The organism is Flaviflexus sp., assembly GCF_052087705.1.
Lineage (GTDB): Bacteria > Actinomycetota > Actinomycetes > Actinomycetales > Actinomycetaceae > Flaviflexus > Flaviflexus ciconiae.
Map to the genome: position 1 here is coordinate 1 of NZ_JBQCYC010000025.1, position 14064 is coordinate 14064.

The following is a 14064-nucleotide window of genomic DNA, read 5'->3' on the forward strand; positions in this document are numbered from 1 at the left end:
AACTGTCGTATGATCACGGCGTTTGAGCCATCTTAGCGTGCTTTGTTGGACTCCTGCTGAGCTACTGAAGAGCCTCGGTGTCGGGGCTGCGAGTCCAATTCCCTCCTGTTTGCGGTGAAACTTCTAAACTTTAAAAGTTTGATTTGCAGTGTGGAAGTTCAGGTGGCGCAACGCGGTGTCGAAGGTCTCATTCTTCGCTAGTTTCACCTACTAGGCTGTTGTCAGACAATGGGTCGGTTTAGGCGTATCCAGTTCGGTCATTAAGGGCTAGGCTTGTCGCAAGTCTCGGGTCGTCGAAAGTAAGAGGAGTCGCGTATATGTCATCTTCGAAGAACAAGCCGGAGCGCATGAATTCTGGTGGCTACGACTTTGGAGGGTACGTGCCCGGTGCGGACTATACGCCGCGCAGGCGTCCCCTCTGGAAGGCCGTTGTCGCCATCATCGTTGTTGTCGGCATGGTCGGCTTCTCGGCCATCCTCATCTTCTGACCTTTACACCAATTCAGTCGGCTCCGGCCGGCTTTTCTTGAACCATTTTTAGGCTTACGCCAGCTTCTCGTTGAGGAAGCTGAAGATCAAAGCCATCGACTTTGCGCTCTGCTTGGAGTCCGCAGCGCCCGCGTGGCCGCCCTCGATATTCTCGTAGTAGGTAACATCCCGCCCGAGCTCTTCCAAGAGGGCAACGAACTTCCTGGCGTGGCCTGGGTGGACGCGATCGTCCCTCGTCGAGGTCGTCACGAGGATCGGCGGGTAGTCCCGGTCCGTCTCAACATTGTGGTACGGCGAATAGTTCTGGAGGAACTCCCAATCATCCGTATCCGGGTTCCCGTATTCGTCCATCCACGAAGCTCCAGCAAGCAGATGGGAGAACCGCTTCATGTCGAGAAGCGGAACCCGGCACACGAGTGCGCCGAAGTGCTCTGGGTAGGTGGAGTACATGTTGCCGATCAAGAGGCCACCGTTGGAGCCTCCAATAGCGGCAAGCTGCGGTTTGGTTGTCACGCCTGTCTCAACAAGGTGTGCGGCAACTGCCGAGAAGTCTTCGTAGGTGAGGTGCCTGCCAGCCTTTTGGGCGACCTGGTGCCAGGCCGGGCCATATTCACCACCGCCACGGATGTTTGCCAGGGCGTAGACCCCACCTTTCTCTAGCCAAGCCTTGCCGTAGCTACCGATGTATCCGGGAATGTTGGAGATCTCAAACCCGCCGTAACCATCCAGAAGTGTGCATGCGGGCAGAACTCCGTTCACGGCTTCCTCGTTGCCGACGAGGAAGTACGGGATTTGGGTTCCGTCCCTAGAAGTTGCCCACCGCTGAGCAACAATCATGTCGTCCGAGATGAACCTTTCGGGAGCGGAGCGCACCTTCTTGACGTCCAGGCCATCGCTCGAGGCTGTGCCATGAAGAAGTGTTGTCGGTGTGAGGAAGCCGGTGGTGACGACCCAGACGTCGTCGCCCTCTTCACGGTCAACCGCGGTTACGCCGATCGAGTCGAACTCGCCCAGGTCCGGGTGTAGTTCGGTGACCTCCCAGGTGTCGATGGGAGCAAAGTAGACGCGGCTACGCACGTTGTCGAGAGTTGTGAAGACGACGCCGGTCTGAAGCTCTGTCATCGATGACAGCGAAGCTGTTTCTGTCGGGGTAAAGATCGTGATGATCCTGTTGGCCGTTGGGCCAGCTAGTGCATCTGCGTAGGGGAGTGCGAGGAGGGAACCTGCAGGGAAGGTCGTACCGCCGAGTTCCCAGTCGTAACGGAGCTCAACGACGGCCCAGTCGCGAATCGTGCCAACACCGGCGCTCCTGGGCAGCTTGATCTCGGTCAGATCGAGGCTTTCTTCATCCACCTCGTAGACAATCGTGTCACGGAAGTCGGTGGCGCGAATGGCAAAGGTCTTCTCGTAGCCAGGTGTGAAGTCGTGTCGGGCACCGACGAGGATGTCCTCGGCCTCGCCTTCGAGAATGACGGGAGCATCATCGAGGCTGGTGCCGCGCTTCCAGATCCGCGCGGAGCGCGGATATCCCGAGTTGGTCAGCGACCCTTCTCCGAAGTTGCGGGAGATGAGAACGGTATCTGATCCGTGGGGTCCCCATGAAAGGGAGCCCTTCGAGGTGGGGGCGGTAAAGCCATCCTCCACAAAGGTCAGCGTTTCCATGTCGAACTCTCGGACAACGTTCGCGTCTGAGCCACCGGGCTTGAGAGTGATGAGTGCACGGTCATAGTCGGGCCTGCGAAGCTGCGCACCGCCGAACACCCAGGACTGATCCTCTTCAACGCCGAGCTTGTCGATATCAAGGAGCGTCTCCCACTTGGGCTCGCTCAGGTAGTCGGCAAGCAGGGTGCGCCGCCACAGACCGCGCGGATGGTCGCCATCCGTGTGGAAGTTGTAAACGTACTCGCCACGCAGCGTGCCAAGGTCCAGCTTGTCCTTGGCGGAGAGGATCTCGTAGATGTCCTTCTCGAGCGAATCGAAACCCTCACCGCCGTAAGAATCAAGGGAGGCGTCGGATCTCGCTCCCGCCCACTTCAGGGTCTCGTCATTGAACTCTTCAAGCCACAGGAGGGGATCAGTCATGGCCCAAGTCTACGTATCCATGTGGCAACTTCCGAAGGTGGACGGTTACGCGGCGAGAGAAGTGGGCGGTGGGAATGGGGTGGTCGGGAAATCGTCGGCCCGAGTCGGTGGTAACGCACTGTGGCCGGCCCCGAAGGGCCGGCCACAGTGGCAAAGCAATTCTTACTACTCGTTGCCGATTCTCTTATCGACATTCTCCCTTGTGTTGGAGATCTTCTCTTGGTGCTCGTCCCCAGCCTTGCTGGAGGCGAACTCCTCGGCACGATCCAGGGCCTGATCGGAAACCTGTTCGGCCTTTTCTGAGTGCAACGAATCCTTTGCCTTATCAAAAATGCCCATGTGGTTCTCCTTTCGTCGGGAACGGCCGACCAAGCGATCGGCTCTGAACATACTGTACCTGTGTTGGGTGCCACATGCACGTGGAAGATCGGCGGGACCGGTGCTTGCAGGCTGTGCAATCTGTCTATCGACTCAGGAAAATCTTGGGAATATGTCACATGTGGACGCATTTGAGGAACTCCAACTGGATATTGTTCGTATTTGCCGTGTAATCTTGCTGGTATGTCGCAGTACAAAGTTCGTGAAGTAGCTCGGCTCCTCGGTGTATCGGATGACACGGTCAGACGATGGATCGACGATGGGTCGCTTGTTGCCAACAGGGATGGTGGACGTATCCACGTTGATGGGAAGTCTGTTGCGGAACTGGCGATCAAGCTTGCGGAAGGCAAGGCCGATTCTGACCACGAAGTCTCGACTCGTAACGAGCTCGCGGGAATTGTTACGCGAGTGCAGGTTGACGGGGTCATGGCCCAGGTTGATCTGCAGTGCGGTATCTACCGCGTCGTCTCCCTTATCTCCGCCGAAGCGGTGAAGGAGCTCGGCTTGGAAGTGGGTTCGCCCGCCACCGCGCTGATCAAAGCCACCAATGTTTCTATCAAGTCTGGAATTCTGTAAATGAAGAAGATTCTTAGCCTGGGTGCTTCCGTACTCCTGGTGCTGTCCGTGGCTGCCTGCTCGGATGATGCTGATGAAGCCTCGGGTGATGAGCATCGCGACATCACTGTCATGATTGCCGCTTCGATGTGCGGTATCGCTGAGAGCGCCGAAGCTGATGTTGAAGAAGACCTCGGCATCGACGTCACGACTGTATGTGCGGGTTCTTCTGACCTTGTTGCACAAATTGAGGCCGGTAACGAAACCGACGTCCTCATCACCGCCAACCAGAAGACTGCTGACCAGATCACTGATGGTGATCGCGGAACGCAGCTCGACATGATTGCGACCAACGAGCTTGTTGTCGTTGTTCCCGCTGGTAACCCCGCCGGGATCACCGGCTTCGATGAGTCGATGAACGCAGCCGACCTCGTTGTCTGTGCACCGCAGGTTCCCTGCGGTGACGTCTCCCTTCAGCTTGCTGAGCTCAACGACCTCACCCTCGAGCCGGTCTCCGAAGAGGGCTCCGTCACGGATGTTCTTGGCAAGATTACCTCCGGCCAGGGCGATGTTGGTCTCGTGTACCGCACGGATGCTAACGCCGCTGGTGACGCTGTCGAGGTTATCGACATCCCCAAGTCGGAGGAAATTCCGAACCAGTACCCGCTGGTCATTGTCGACTCCGAAGAGGCAGACGCCACCGAGCAGGCTTGGATCGATGCCTTCACGACCGGTGACGGCAAGCAGCGCATGGAAGACCTGGGCTTCACCACACCGTGATGTGGAAAACCGCTGGAGCGCCGCCTCGATGGATTCTCATTGGGGCGGTGCTTGGTGTACTGGCTCTGTCGCTCCCGATCGTCGGCATGCTTATCGACATGCCGTGGGCGCAGGTGCCAGAGATTCTCACGTCGGAGACTGCGATGCGGGCGCTTGGAGTATCGCTCCGCACCGTCGCTATCTCCACCCTGATCTGCGCACTATTGGGCGTTCCGCTGGCTGTTTTCATGTCCGGGCTCAATGGCAAGGGCGGGGAGCTCCTGCGCATTGGTGTCACAATCCCCATGGTTCTGCCTCCCGTTGTCGCGGGCCTAGCCCTGCTGTCTACCTTCGGTAAGAGAAAGCTTCTGGGAGAACAGCTCTCCCTTCTCGGTATCGACATTGCCTTCTCGGCGACCGCGGTTGTGATGGCGCAGGTCTTTGTTGCCATGCCCTTCCTCGTGACCTCGCTGGAAGCCTCCCTCCGATCGAACAGAACCTCGCACGCACAGATCTCAGCAACCTTGGGAGCATCACCTAGCTACACGATGTTTAACGTGACGCTGCCGATGATGATGCCGGCGCTAGTATCGGGCACTGCACTGGCCGCGGCTCGTTGCCTAGGCGAGTTTGGGGCAACACTGACCTTCGCCGGATCCCTCGAAGGTAGAACACGGACGATTCCCCTTGCCATTTACCTGCAACGGGAAGTTGATCCGGATACTGCACTCGCACTGGCGCTCGTGCTCCTTGTTCTTGCAGTTATTGTCGTGTCGCTGACAGCTCGGGGACGGGTGGTGAGCAGACCGTCATGATCTCGCTACACGCAAGACTCTCTCAACGGAAACTGTCGTTCGACCTGGAGCATTCGGCCGGGCGTACCCTCGCGGTGATTGGTCGCAACGGTACCGGCAAGTCTTCCCTGATCGGCCTTCTCTCGGGGATCCTGATTCCCGATGATGGTGGAAGCATTGTGCTGGACGGACAGGAAGTTGCGGACCCGTGGGTTGGTCCCCACAAGCGGCCCATCACCCTTCTGTCACAGGATCCGACGCTCTTTCCGCACCTTAGCGTTCTCGATAATGCTGCATACGGCTTGCGAGCCGGAGGCATGAAGAAGAGCGAGGCGCGTGAGCGAGCACGCTCCTACATTGAGCCGCTCGGAATCGGTGATCTCGTGGATCGCATGCCGCACCAGCTTTCCGGTGGACAGCAGCAGCGCGTTGCCCTGGCGCGAGCAATCGCGGTGGAACCAAAGATCCTGCTGCTCGATGAGCCACTGGCGGCCATGGATGTCTCCGCAGCCGTTGTACTTCGTGACCTCATCAAGGATGCACTCAAGGACCGCACCGGTGTTGTTGTCACGCACGACATGGCAGACATCTCGGCCTTCGCCGACGATGTTGCTGTCCTCGCTGACGGTCAGGTCAGTGACTACGGGTCGGTTGAGGAAAAGATGGCGGACGAGAACTCCATGCTGAGGAAATACTTCCTGGGCTTCTGACCGCGGATCTGGGCGTAATGCCAGACATTGGGGGCTTGGGATTGGGTCCTAGCTATTCCCTAGATCTGTCGCACAAAGTTATTGGGCGGGCACCTGTTGAGGATGTCCGCCCAATAGCTTTGCCTATGCGATTTTAGTCTTCGGAAGCCTGTTCCCGTGCTTCGTTGACCGCTTCCCACGTGTCGAGGTCTCGTGCCGCTTCATGCTCGCCAAGGATAGTGACATCGAGGGATTCCATGAGCTTCCGAACGGGCATACCAATCAGCCCGCGCTCTTCCTGCTGAAGGAGTCCGATTCGGTTGCGCAGAACATCCGAACTGTAGAGACCAGCAAGGTGCTGAGCTTTTTCGCCACCGAAGCACACGCCTTCGCCTTCGTAGGTGTCGATGAGGCGGGGCAGGCCGGAGGCGATGAAAGGGATGTCGCAGGAGAGAACGAAGAGCCTGTCAGCGTCCACGTGATCGAGCCCGGCACCTATTCCGGCAACGGGCCCCGAGAAGGGAGGATCTTCCACGGTCCGCTTGAGCTCTGTTTCGGCATGTCCCACCACCACGATGTTGTCGGCCGGCACTCCGGCGTTCTGACAGGCATCGGTGACCGAGGTCAGCATCGTGGTTCCGTTGATCTCGACATCACCCTTGGAGAAACCGCCGAGCCTGCGGGCGTTGCCGCCCGCTAGAACGATTGCACCGAACGTGGGGCGTGGGTCTGTCATACCCGCTGTTGCCATTCCTGCTACTGGGATTCCGGTGGTTGCGAGGTGTTTTCTGTGGGCTCGTAGCCGGGGCGGTACCAGTCGCCTGAACGGCCACCGGACTTGGCGATGATCCGGCAGTCGGTGATCTCCGCTGAGCGGTCAACACCCTTGACCATGTCAACGATGGCGAGGGCAGCAATCGTGACTGCCGTCAACGCCTCCATCTCGACACCCGTGCGGTCAGCGGTGCGGACTGTGACTTTGATGTCGACCCCGTGATCCTCGATCGATAGATCCACGGAAGCGCCGTGGATGCCGATGGGGTGGGCGAGTGGTAGGAGTTCGGGAACCTTCTTGGCGCCCGAGATTCCGGAGACCCTCGCTACCGCGAGAACATCACCCTTGGGGACGGTGCCGTCCCGCAGTGCCTTCACAACGTCGGGGGAGCAGGTGACGGTTCCAATTGCCGTGGCCTCGCGGACCGTTGGGTTCTTCGCCGTCACGTCCACCATGTAGGCGTCGCCAGTATCAGTCAAATGAGTGAACTTCACAGCCACCACACCTTCAGCGGATCGCCCTCGGTTACTTCCTCAACTTCGGCAGGGACATAGGCGAGGCCGCGGGTCTTGATCATCGAGTAGATGAGGTGCGACTTGGAGCCACCCGAGGTGGCGGGGATAACGGTGTCGCCGTGGGCAACGACCGGCATAAACTGAGCCCTGCCCTCCGGGGTCTTCCATGAGCCACCCGCCGGCCACTCCTGCCACGGAATACTCGTGTGCTTACGGCCAGAAAGGTTAGCGATCAGAGCGTCGCCGTAGACCTTCATGGAAACAAACACGGATACGGGGTTGCCGGGCAGGCACAGGATTGGGACTTCGCGGTCCCCAAACGTGAGTGTGCCAAGCCCCTGGGGCTTACCGGGCTGCATAGCAACCTTGAGGAATTCGACGTTCTTATCGGTCAGGTACTCCTTGACCACGTCAAAGGCGCCCGCGGAAACACCGCCTGTGGTAATAAGACCATCGAGATAGGTGCCCGCCTCGTCAAGAACCTTTGCGAGGTCTGCTGGATCATCCGAGGATGAGGACAGGACAATGTCCTTGCCGCCCGAGGCGCGCACCATGAGGCGAGCCAGAGTGGAGTTCGAGTCGGGAATCTGACCCGGTAGAAGATCCTCACCGGGTTTCCTCAATTCCGATCCCGTGGAGAGAATGCCGACCACGGGCTTGCGGTAAACGGTGACGTAGCCGTGGCCAATGGAAGCAAGTGCCGAAAGCTGGGTTGGGCCGAGCCGTACGCCTGCGTTGATTGCCAGTTCTCCGGGTTCGATGTCCTCGCCCGAGAACCGAACGTGGGCTCCCTGCTCATTGGCTTCGAGGATATGGATCTCGTCGGGGGCCTCGGTCAGCATGTTTTCGTGAGCATTCGCGGTCTTCTCAACCTGAATGATCGTATCCGCACCGGGAGGAACCGGAGCACCGGTCATGATCCGAGCAGCCGTGCCCTCCTCGAGGGGAGAGATATCGGTGCGACCAGCAGGAATATCGGTGGAGACCCGCAGGGTGACCGGAGCGTTCTTTATATCCTCGTGGCGGACCGCGAAGCCATCCATGGCTGAGTTGTCGAACGGGGGAACCGCGAACCGGGCGAACACCGGCTCGGCAAGAACCATGCCCTCTGCTGCGTGGAGAGGAAGGACCTCTGTTGATACGGGGGAGCCGAGCTGAAGAACCCGATCCCGATACTCTTCGAAACTGATCACTTTGTGCCTTCCACGCTGAATCCTGCGGCCTGCCAAGCATCAAGCCCGCCAGCAACATTTATACCCTGAATACCGATTGCTCGAAGAGCGGTGACTGCCCGTGCGCTTCGCGCACCCGCCTTGCAGTGCACGTAGACAGGCTGTTCACCAGCCGCAAGTTCGGGACGTTCCAGAAGCTCGGACAGAACAACGTGCTCCGAACCCGGGAGGTAAGCAGCTTCTCGCTCCGAATCCTCGCGAACATCAAGAACTCGCACGCCCTCGCTACGGAGTCGTTCGAATTCGACAATGTCGATCTCGGGAACCTTCGGTGCCGAACAGTACGGGAGGAGCTCCTCGGCTGTGAATGGTTCGGGGCGCGGTAGCGGCCTCGGAGCGAACGGGACGGTGAAGGTCTCAGCCTTCAGAGTGTCGATCACCATGACCCGGCCAACCAGCGGTTCACCAATGCCGCAGATCAGCTTGACTGCCTCGGTCGCCATGATCGTGCCGACCTGACCCGGGAGGGAGCCAAGTACTCCGACATCACCACAGGCAGGGACTTCGCCCGCGGGCGGGGGAGAGGGGAACAGGTCGCGCAGGCTCACCCCATCCGGTGCCGGTGCGCCAGCGGCAACTGCCCGCTCGCCGGTCCAGAACACGGAAACCTGACCGTTGAACTTCAGGATCGACCCCCAGACTTCAGGAATACCCAGGCGGGTGCAGGCGGACTCGACGAGATAACGGGTCTGGAAGTTATCGGTGCCGTCCATGATGACGTCGTACTGGGAGAAAATCGAATCGACGTTCTCCTCCGTGAGACGCTCACGGTGCTGATTCACCGTGATATCGGGGTTGAGTTCCGTCAGTGCGTTCGCCGCCGACTCGGTCTTGGGGATGCCGACACTCGTGTCGGTGTGGAGGACCTGACGGTGCAGATTCGACCGGTCAACCAGGTCGTCATCGATGACGCCGAGGGTGCCGACACCCGCGGCGGCCAGGTAGAGAAGGGAGGGGGATCCGAGGCCACCGGCACCGATTGCGAGAACACGCGCGTTCTTGAGGCGCCGCTGCCCGAGGTCCCCAATTTCTTCAAGCATGAGATGACGGGAGTACCTGACAGTCTGCTCCGGAGTCAGTGGAGCGCCGGGTTCAACGAGAGGCAACATAAACACGATTCTACCTGCAGTGAATTGTCCGATTTATGGGACTACGGTCGTATAGGGCGTGTATACGGTCCGGGTAGACTGGACCGCGTGATTACCGCGCATGTCATTACCGTGTCGGATCGTTGCGCAAGCGGCGAACGAGAAGACCTTTCCGGACCCCTTGCCGCAGCCCTCCTCGGCGGGTGGGCGATCGAAGTGACCGAGAAGAAGATTATCCCAGACGGCACAGAATCCGTTTCGGAGACCATCCAGGCCTCCGTCCGCGAAGGTGCCCGCGTTATTGTGACAACCGGAGGCACCGGTATCTCGCCGCGGGACGAAACTCCAGAAGGCACAATGCCCCTGCTGACAAAGCGTCTGGACGGGATTGAATCCCTGATTCGGCAAGCCGCAAAGAACGCGCCGGCCGCCCCGCTATCCCGCGCCCTCGCCGGCATCGTGACCGTCGACGGCAAGGATGCCTTCGTTGTTAACGCCCCCGGATCTCGCGGCGGTGTCACCGACACGGTCAATGTCATTGGCCCGCTTCTCGACCATATCGTCGACCAGCTCGAGGGCGGCGACCATCCGGTACCCCACGTTTCCCACGATCACGGCGGACACGTATCCGACCTGGATATCCCCGGAGCCCACCATCATGGAGCGAAAGTTCAGCCCACTGCGCATGCGCAAGCAACCTGGGAAAATCAGCACAAGGCAAAGCGTCTCGACCACGACGCCGATGTGGTTTATGCGACGGTCACCGAAGACGATGTTGATGTCGCTGATCTCGTGAAAATGGTTGAACGCCCCGAAGCCGGTGCCGTCATGACCTTCCGAGGAATCGTCCGCAACCACGATGCTGGCAGGTCCGTTGACTCCATCGACTACGAAGCACATCCCGACGCGGCCAATGTTGTTGCCCGGGTTGCCCACGAGGTCGCGAAGGGCTCAGGATGCCTCGCTATCGCCGTGGTCCACCGTGCCGGACATCTGGAGATCGGCAACCTAGCCCTAGGAGCGGCCGTGTCTGCCGCCCACCGAGTCGAAGCGTTCAACGCTCTCAACGAAGTCGTGGAACAGGTCAAGATGCAACTTCCGGTGTGGAAGAAGCAGCAGTTCCCAGACGGCTCGCACGAATGGTCTGGCTCAGCCTAAACCACCGGGAGTTGTCCCGTGAACAAGGTTCCCGAGAAGTAGATTGCCCCGGCGAATAGCCGGGGCAATCTACTACCGAAGATGCTTAGAACCCTGGGGTATTCGGGCGGATGGAATGACTGGTACCGAATACGTTAGAAGTTCAGGCCGGGAGGTTTCGGAACTCCCTCGGGCCACCGGATTGCGAAGGGATTGTCGCGGGTTGCCTTACAGGTCTTGCAGAGCGTCCCGCCGTCCTTCAACGGGAAGAAGGTTTTGCACTTCTCGCACTTGACCGTCGGAATTGTTTCGAGCGGACGCTTTGGAGTGTCTGCTAGGCGCGTCTCCCACGACGTATTGCCCTCGACCGTAAACGCCGATTCGGGACAGAGTTCCACGCACTTACGGCAACCAATGCACTGAGAGTCGACGATCCCGAGTGAGGAGATTCTCCGCTCGGTTCCTATCTCCGTGTACGTCAACTCCAGAGCGTCCGTTGGACAGGCCTTCACGCATACGCCACACGCGGTACACCCCGAGGTTTGTAGTAGCAGACCGTGGGACGGGGTGTCAGCCAGGACGGACGGTTCTACGCCCTCGGCCTGAAGAAGCCTTGTGAGAGCGAGGCGCTCGCGGTCCTCCGGAAGCATGTCGTCGTCCGGAAGCTGAAGGGTGCTTGCTCCCATGCCAAAAAGGTCACGGCGTGAATGAGGAACGTCGTCCGCACTGAACGAACTCTTTGGCTTAATGACTCTCGAAGCTTCCCTGAGTTTGGTGATACCGGCTACTTCTAGGGTTTCGACAAGTTTTGAGAGATCGCCCGGTTCACCGTGAAGATAAATCTCGGTGGCCCCGAGCCCTAGCGCTTCAAGGATCTCGTGACGAGGAATCTCTGCCAGTGGCTCGGTAAGCAGGACGGCCGGGATCTTCTTATCCGCGACAAGAAGATCCTCACCCGGTTCCAGAAGAGCGATAGGACCGGGATCGTTGGCTCGCAGCCAAGAGTGGAGAAGCCTCAGGTCCGTCATTGACCCACTGCGTACGCCGCTAGTGCCCCGAGCGACATGTACATGATTCCCCGGTAGAAACGTGTCTCCGCGGCCTCTGCGGCTTCCTCAAGCATTGCGGGAGCCCACTCCATGATGTGCTGCTCCATGAATACGGCACCGATCCCGTAGTAGCGGGAAGCGTCGGTTGTCGAATCCTGATCGAGAGCATCGAGGGAACGCAGGCAGGACTGTGCAATGAAGTTAAACTCGAGGCCGATGTGGTCATCGGGCTCCTGGTTGAGCTTGGGAGCTTGCAGGCCAAGCTTGCGGTACTCGGAACGTACCTGAAGGGTTTCCTCATCAAAGATCAGACCGTCACGGTTACGGTGCACGGACTCGTAGGGGGGAACCTTTGCCCCTGCCGTCACGCCATACAGGAGGTTGTGGTCGCGGCGGATCTGCGCGACCTCTTCCTTCTCCGCAAGCGATGCGCGGAGCTCCTTGAGACCGAACGCGGTATCGCCCTCGTCCTCGATCGGCCACTCGTCCAGTAGCTTAGCCAACTGATCAAGGGTCTCCTGATCGGGGGACTGAAGGTGGAGCCTACCGAGCGTTGCAAACGCTGCGGCCATGCGGTCAAGGAATTCGGGGGATGGCAGTGAAGGGTTCACGATTCTCCTTTTAGGGGGTACTGGGTAAATTCTATCCGGACTCGGACATACCGGGCAGCGACCTTGTGCCTAGATTCGGCTGTTCTGTCCGGGTTAGTGAGGTAGTGCTCCGGAACAGGGATTCCACTTGACGGCAAGGATGCTGTGCGCGGTGCGCACGAATGTTGCGGTGTGCGGGTATAGAAGAAGGGCGGAACCCTCAGGTCCCGCCCTTCTAAAGAGTTACTACATACCTACTCGGAAGAGCGTGTCGTAGTGGACCGAGCGGCCCATGAACTCGGTAACAACAGCGAGAACGAGCGCCGTCATCATGAGGATCGTCAGGGTCTTCGGGTTCTTGAACTCCTGGTTAGCGGTCCGGTACGTGAAGACTGCAAGGAGAACAGCTGCGATTCCCAGGAGAGCAAGACGGACGAAGAAGAAGCCAGACTGGTATTCCTCAGCGGCCAGCTGTGCCTCCGGAACGCCCGTGGCCAGGTTGATGATGTGGAAGATGTAGTTGATGAAGATAATGACACCAACAACGACCGACGTGATCGCAACCCAGCGGATGATCTGGACGCCAGCCTTGGTGTCCGGGGAGTCGACCGTGAGCCGCTCACGGGTCATGGAACGGGCCTGGAGCTTCGTCTTCTGGAGGAGGCCAACGCCGCCCTTGCCGTCACCATCGGTGCCATCGACAGTGCTGTCAGCGGCCGGTGCTGCCGGCGTGCCGTTGTCGGAGGAGCGGAAGCGGATCGACATGTGAATGAGGATCGCGGCCCCAACTGCTAGGGCACCCAGGAGGAAGGTCGTTGCGAAGAACTGCACGGGGACCGACCAGGTGTTCCATGCGGGGATGGTCTCAACCGAGGCGTAAATCATCGACATCGAGTAGACCAGGCCGAGGCCAACGATAGCTGCCAGAAGCGCGATGGCCTGGCGAATCGTGTGGCTGGCGATCTTGAACCACTGCATGATGGCGAAGAGGAAGCCGAGGCCGGCGAAGCCAACACCGAGGATGATCTCACGGGACAGCCAGGACGTATCCCAGTTACGAAGGACGTTGAGCGTGTTCGTAATGTCGTTCATGTGGAACATCGAGGCGATAAGGCCGAACACGAGGGTCGGGCCAATCGCGTAGATAGCAGGGTCCGTGACCCGCTCGATTGTCTCGCGACCGTACTTGGGGGTACCGACTACGTTGATGACACCGAGAGCCACGAAGGCGCCGACGCTCATCTGCGCGAAGACGGTAAAGATGATCATGGGTAGTTCGTCGAGGTTCATCAGATTTCCTTCGGGTTCGCAATAGCACCGGAAGCGGCATCCCAGGTCTGGGCATCGCGGTGCGGGTTGACGACGAGACGCGGGTTCGTGATCGAGGGATCCGGAAGCGGAGCGATGTTGTCCGTGTTGCCGTACTCCTCACGCAGCTGGTCGATCGGACCCCAGTCTAGTGCGCGCGACGGGCATGCCGAGACACACGCGGGATCCTGACCGGTGGAACGGTAGTCGTAGCAGAGGTCACACTTGGTCATCTGACCGGTCTCTGCGTTGAACTGGGGAGCGGAGTAGGCGCAGGCCCACTCGCAGTAGCGGCAACCAACGCACTTGTCGGAGTCCACGTAGATGGTGCCATCCTCGCGACGGGACATCGCCGTTGTGGGGCAGACCTCCATGCAGATCGCGTTCTCGCAGTGGTTGCAAGCAATGGATGTGTAGTAGGTGAAGACGTTGGGAGTGAAGGTGTTCCCCGACTCCTGCCAGGAACCGCCCGAATACTCGACGACCCGGCGCCAGTTCACACCGACGGGAAGATCGTGCTTGTCCTTACAGGCGATCTGACAAGCCTTGCAGCCTGTGCAGAGAGACTGGTCGAAGAAGAACCCGTAGTTCGCTCCGGCCGTGATTTCAGCAGTGGCCATGTTCA

General features: G+C 59.3%; 16 protein-coding genes. 6 read left to right on the forward strand and 10 right to left on the reverse strand.

What is annotated here, in order from left to right; genetic code table 11:
- Positions 1-317: 317 nt before the first annotated feature.
- A complete protein-coding gene (locus ACTHUY_RS10485) occupies positions 318-488 on the forward strand; it encodes a hypothetical protein (protein WP_164719905.1) in 171 nt (56 codons plus the stop codon).
- Positions 489-542: 54 nt separating this feature from the next.
- Here ACTHUY_RS10485 and ACTHUY_RS10490 read toward each other — a convergent pair whose 3' ends face one another.
- Both ACTHUY_RS10490 and ACTHUY_RS10495 read right to left on the reverse strand, forming a co-directional pair.
- Complete coding sequence (locus ACTHUY_RS10490) at positions 543-2570, reverse strand: prolyl oligopeptidase family serine peptidase (RefSeq protein WP_441678698.1); 2028 nt, start codon at positions 2568-2570, stop codon at positions 543-545.
- Between the two features lie 165 nt (positions 2571-2735).
- Positions 2736-2909, reverse strand: coding sequence for an Rv0909 family putative TA system antitoxin (locus tag ACTHUY_RS10495; protein WP_126704154.1), 174 nt, complete (start codon positions 2907-2909; stop codon positions 2736-2738).
- 222 nt (positions 2910-3131) lie between these two features.
- On the opposite strand from ACTHUY_RS10495, the gene ACTHUY_RS10500 reads away from it, so the two are divergent.
- From ACTHUY_RS10500 to ACTHUY_RS10515, 4 genes are read left to right on the forward strand one after another with little or no spacing between them, the layout of a single operon-like run.
- Positions 3132-3524, forward strand: a complete 393-nt coding sequence (locus tag ACTHUY_RS10500) for a TOBE domain-containing protein (protein WP_441678700.1) — start codon at positions 3132-3134, stop codon at positions 3522-3524.
- The gene (gene modA, locus ACTHUY_RS10505) at positions 3525-4283 is read left to right on the forward strand and encodes a molybdate ABC transporter substrate-binding protein (RefSeq protein WP_441678702.1); all 759 of its coding nucleotides are present in this window, start codon (positions 3525-3527) and stop codon (positions 4281-4283) included. It abuts the gene before it with no gap.
- Positions 4284-4330: 47 nt separating this feature from the next.
- The gene (locus tag ACTHUY_RS10510; protein ID WP_441678704.1) at positions 4331-5077 is read left to right on the forward strand and encodes an ABC transporter permease; all 747 of its coding nucleotides are present in this window, start codon (positions 4331-4333) and stop codon (positions 5075-5077) included.
- Complete coding sequence (locus tag ACTHUY_RS10515) at positions 5074-5766, forward strand: ABC transporter ATP-binding protein (RefSeq protein ID WP_126704151.1); 693 nt, start codon at positions 5074-5076, stop codon at positions 5764-5766. The genes ACTHUY_RS10510 and ACTHUY_RS10515 overlap by 4 nt, the downstream gene beginning before the upstream one ends.
- A 133-nt stretch (positions 5767-5899) precedes the next feature.
- Here the strand turns inward: ACTHUY_RS10515 and mobA are convergent, their stop codons facing one another.
- From mobA to ACTHUY_RS10535, 4 genes are read right to left on the reverse strand one after another with little or no spacing between them, the layout of a single operon-like run.
- A complete protein-coding gene (mobA, locus tag ACTHUY_RS10520; RefSeq protein WP_441678706.1) occupies positions 5900-6481 on the reverse strand; it encodes a molybdenum cofactor guanylyltransferase in 582 nt (193 codons plus the stop codon).
- Positions 6482-6501: 20 nt separating this feature from the next.
- Entirely contained in the window at positions 6502-7014 is a 513-nt protein-coding gene (gene moaC / locus ACTHUY_RS10525; RefSeq protein ID WP_441678708.1) for a cyclic pyranopterin monophosphate synthase MoaC, read from the reverse strand.
- Entirely contained in the window at positions 7011-8228 is a 1218-nt protein-coding gene (locus tag ACTHUY_RS10530; protein WP_441678710.1) for a molybdopterin molybdotransferase MoeA, read from the reverse strand. Before ACTHUY_RS10530 ends, moaC begins: the two co-directional genes overlap by 4 nt.
- A complete protein-coding gene (locus ACTHUY_RS10535; RefSeq protein WP_441678712.1) occupies positions 8225-9376 on the reverse strand; it encodes a ThiF family adenylyltransferase in 1152 nt (383 codons plus the stop codon). Before ACTHUY_RS10535 ends, ACTHUY_RS10530 begins: the two co-directional genes overlap by 4 nt.
- Positions 9377-9463: 87 nt before the next feature.
- Here ACTHUY_RS10535 and ACTHUY_RS10540 point away from each other — a divergent pair, with 87 nt between their 5' ends.
- Complete coding sequence (locus tag ACTHUY_RS10540) at positions 9464-10513, forward strand: molybdenum cofactor biosynthesis protein MoaE (RefSeq protein ID WP_441678714.1); 1050 nt, start codon at positions 9464-9466, stop codon at positions 10511-10513.
- 134 nt (positions 10514-10647) lie between these two features.
- Here the strand turns inward: ACTHUY_RS10540 and ACTHUY_RS10545 are convergent, their stop codons facing one another.
- The 4 genes from ACTHUY_RS10545 to ACTHUY_RS10560 form a co-directional block, all read right to left on the reverse strand.
- Positions 10648-11520, reverse strand: coding sequence for a 4Fe-4S dicluster domain-containing protein (locus ACTHUY_RS10545; protein WP_441678716.1), 873 nt, complete (start codon positions 11518-11520; stop codon positions 10648-10650).
- Positions 11517-12152 carry a TorD/DmsD family molecular chaperone gene (locus ACTHUY_RS10550; RefSeq protein ID WP_441678718.1) on the reverse strand — a complete coding sequence of 212 codons (636 nt, stop codon included), beginning with the start codon at positions 12150-12152 and terminating at the stop codon, positions 11517-11519. Before ACTHUY_RS10550 ends, ACTHUY_RS10545 begins: the two co-directional genes overlap by 4 nt.
- 225 nt (positions 12153-12377) lie before the next feature.
- Positions 12378-13421: a dimethyl sulfoxide reductase anchor subunit family protein gene (locus ACTHUY_RS10555; RefSeq protein ID WP_441678720.1), complete on the reverse strand. Its 1044-nt coding sequence runs from the start codon at positions 13419-13421 to the stop codon at positions 12378-12380.
- Complete coding sequence (locus ACTHUY_RS10560) at positions 13421-14059, reverse strand: DMSO/selenate family reductase complex B subunit (protein WP_126704142.1); 639 nt, start codon at positions 14057-14059, stop codon at positions 13421-13423. The genes ACTHUY_RS10555 and ACTHUY_RS10560 overlap by 1 nt, the downstream gene beginning before the upstream one ends.
- Between the last annotated feature and the right edge of the window lie 5 nt (positions 14060-14064).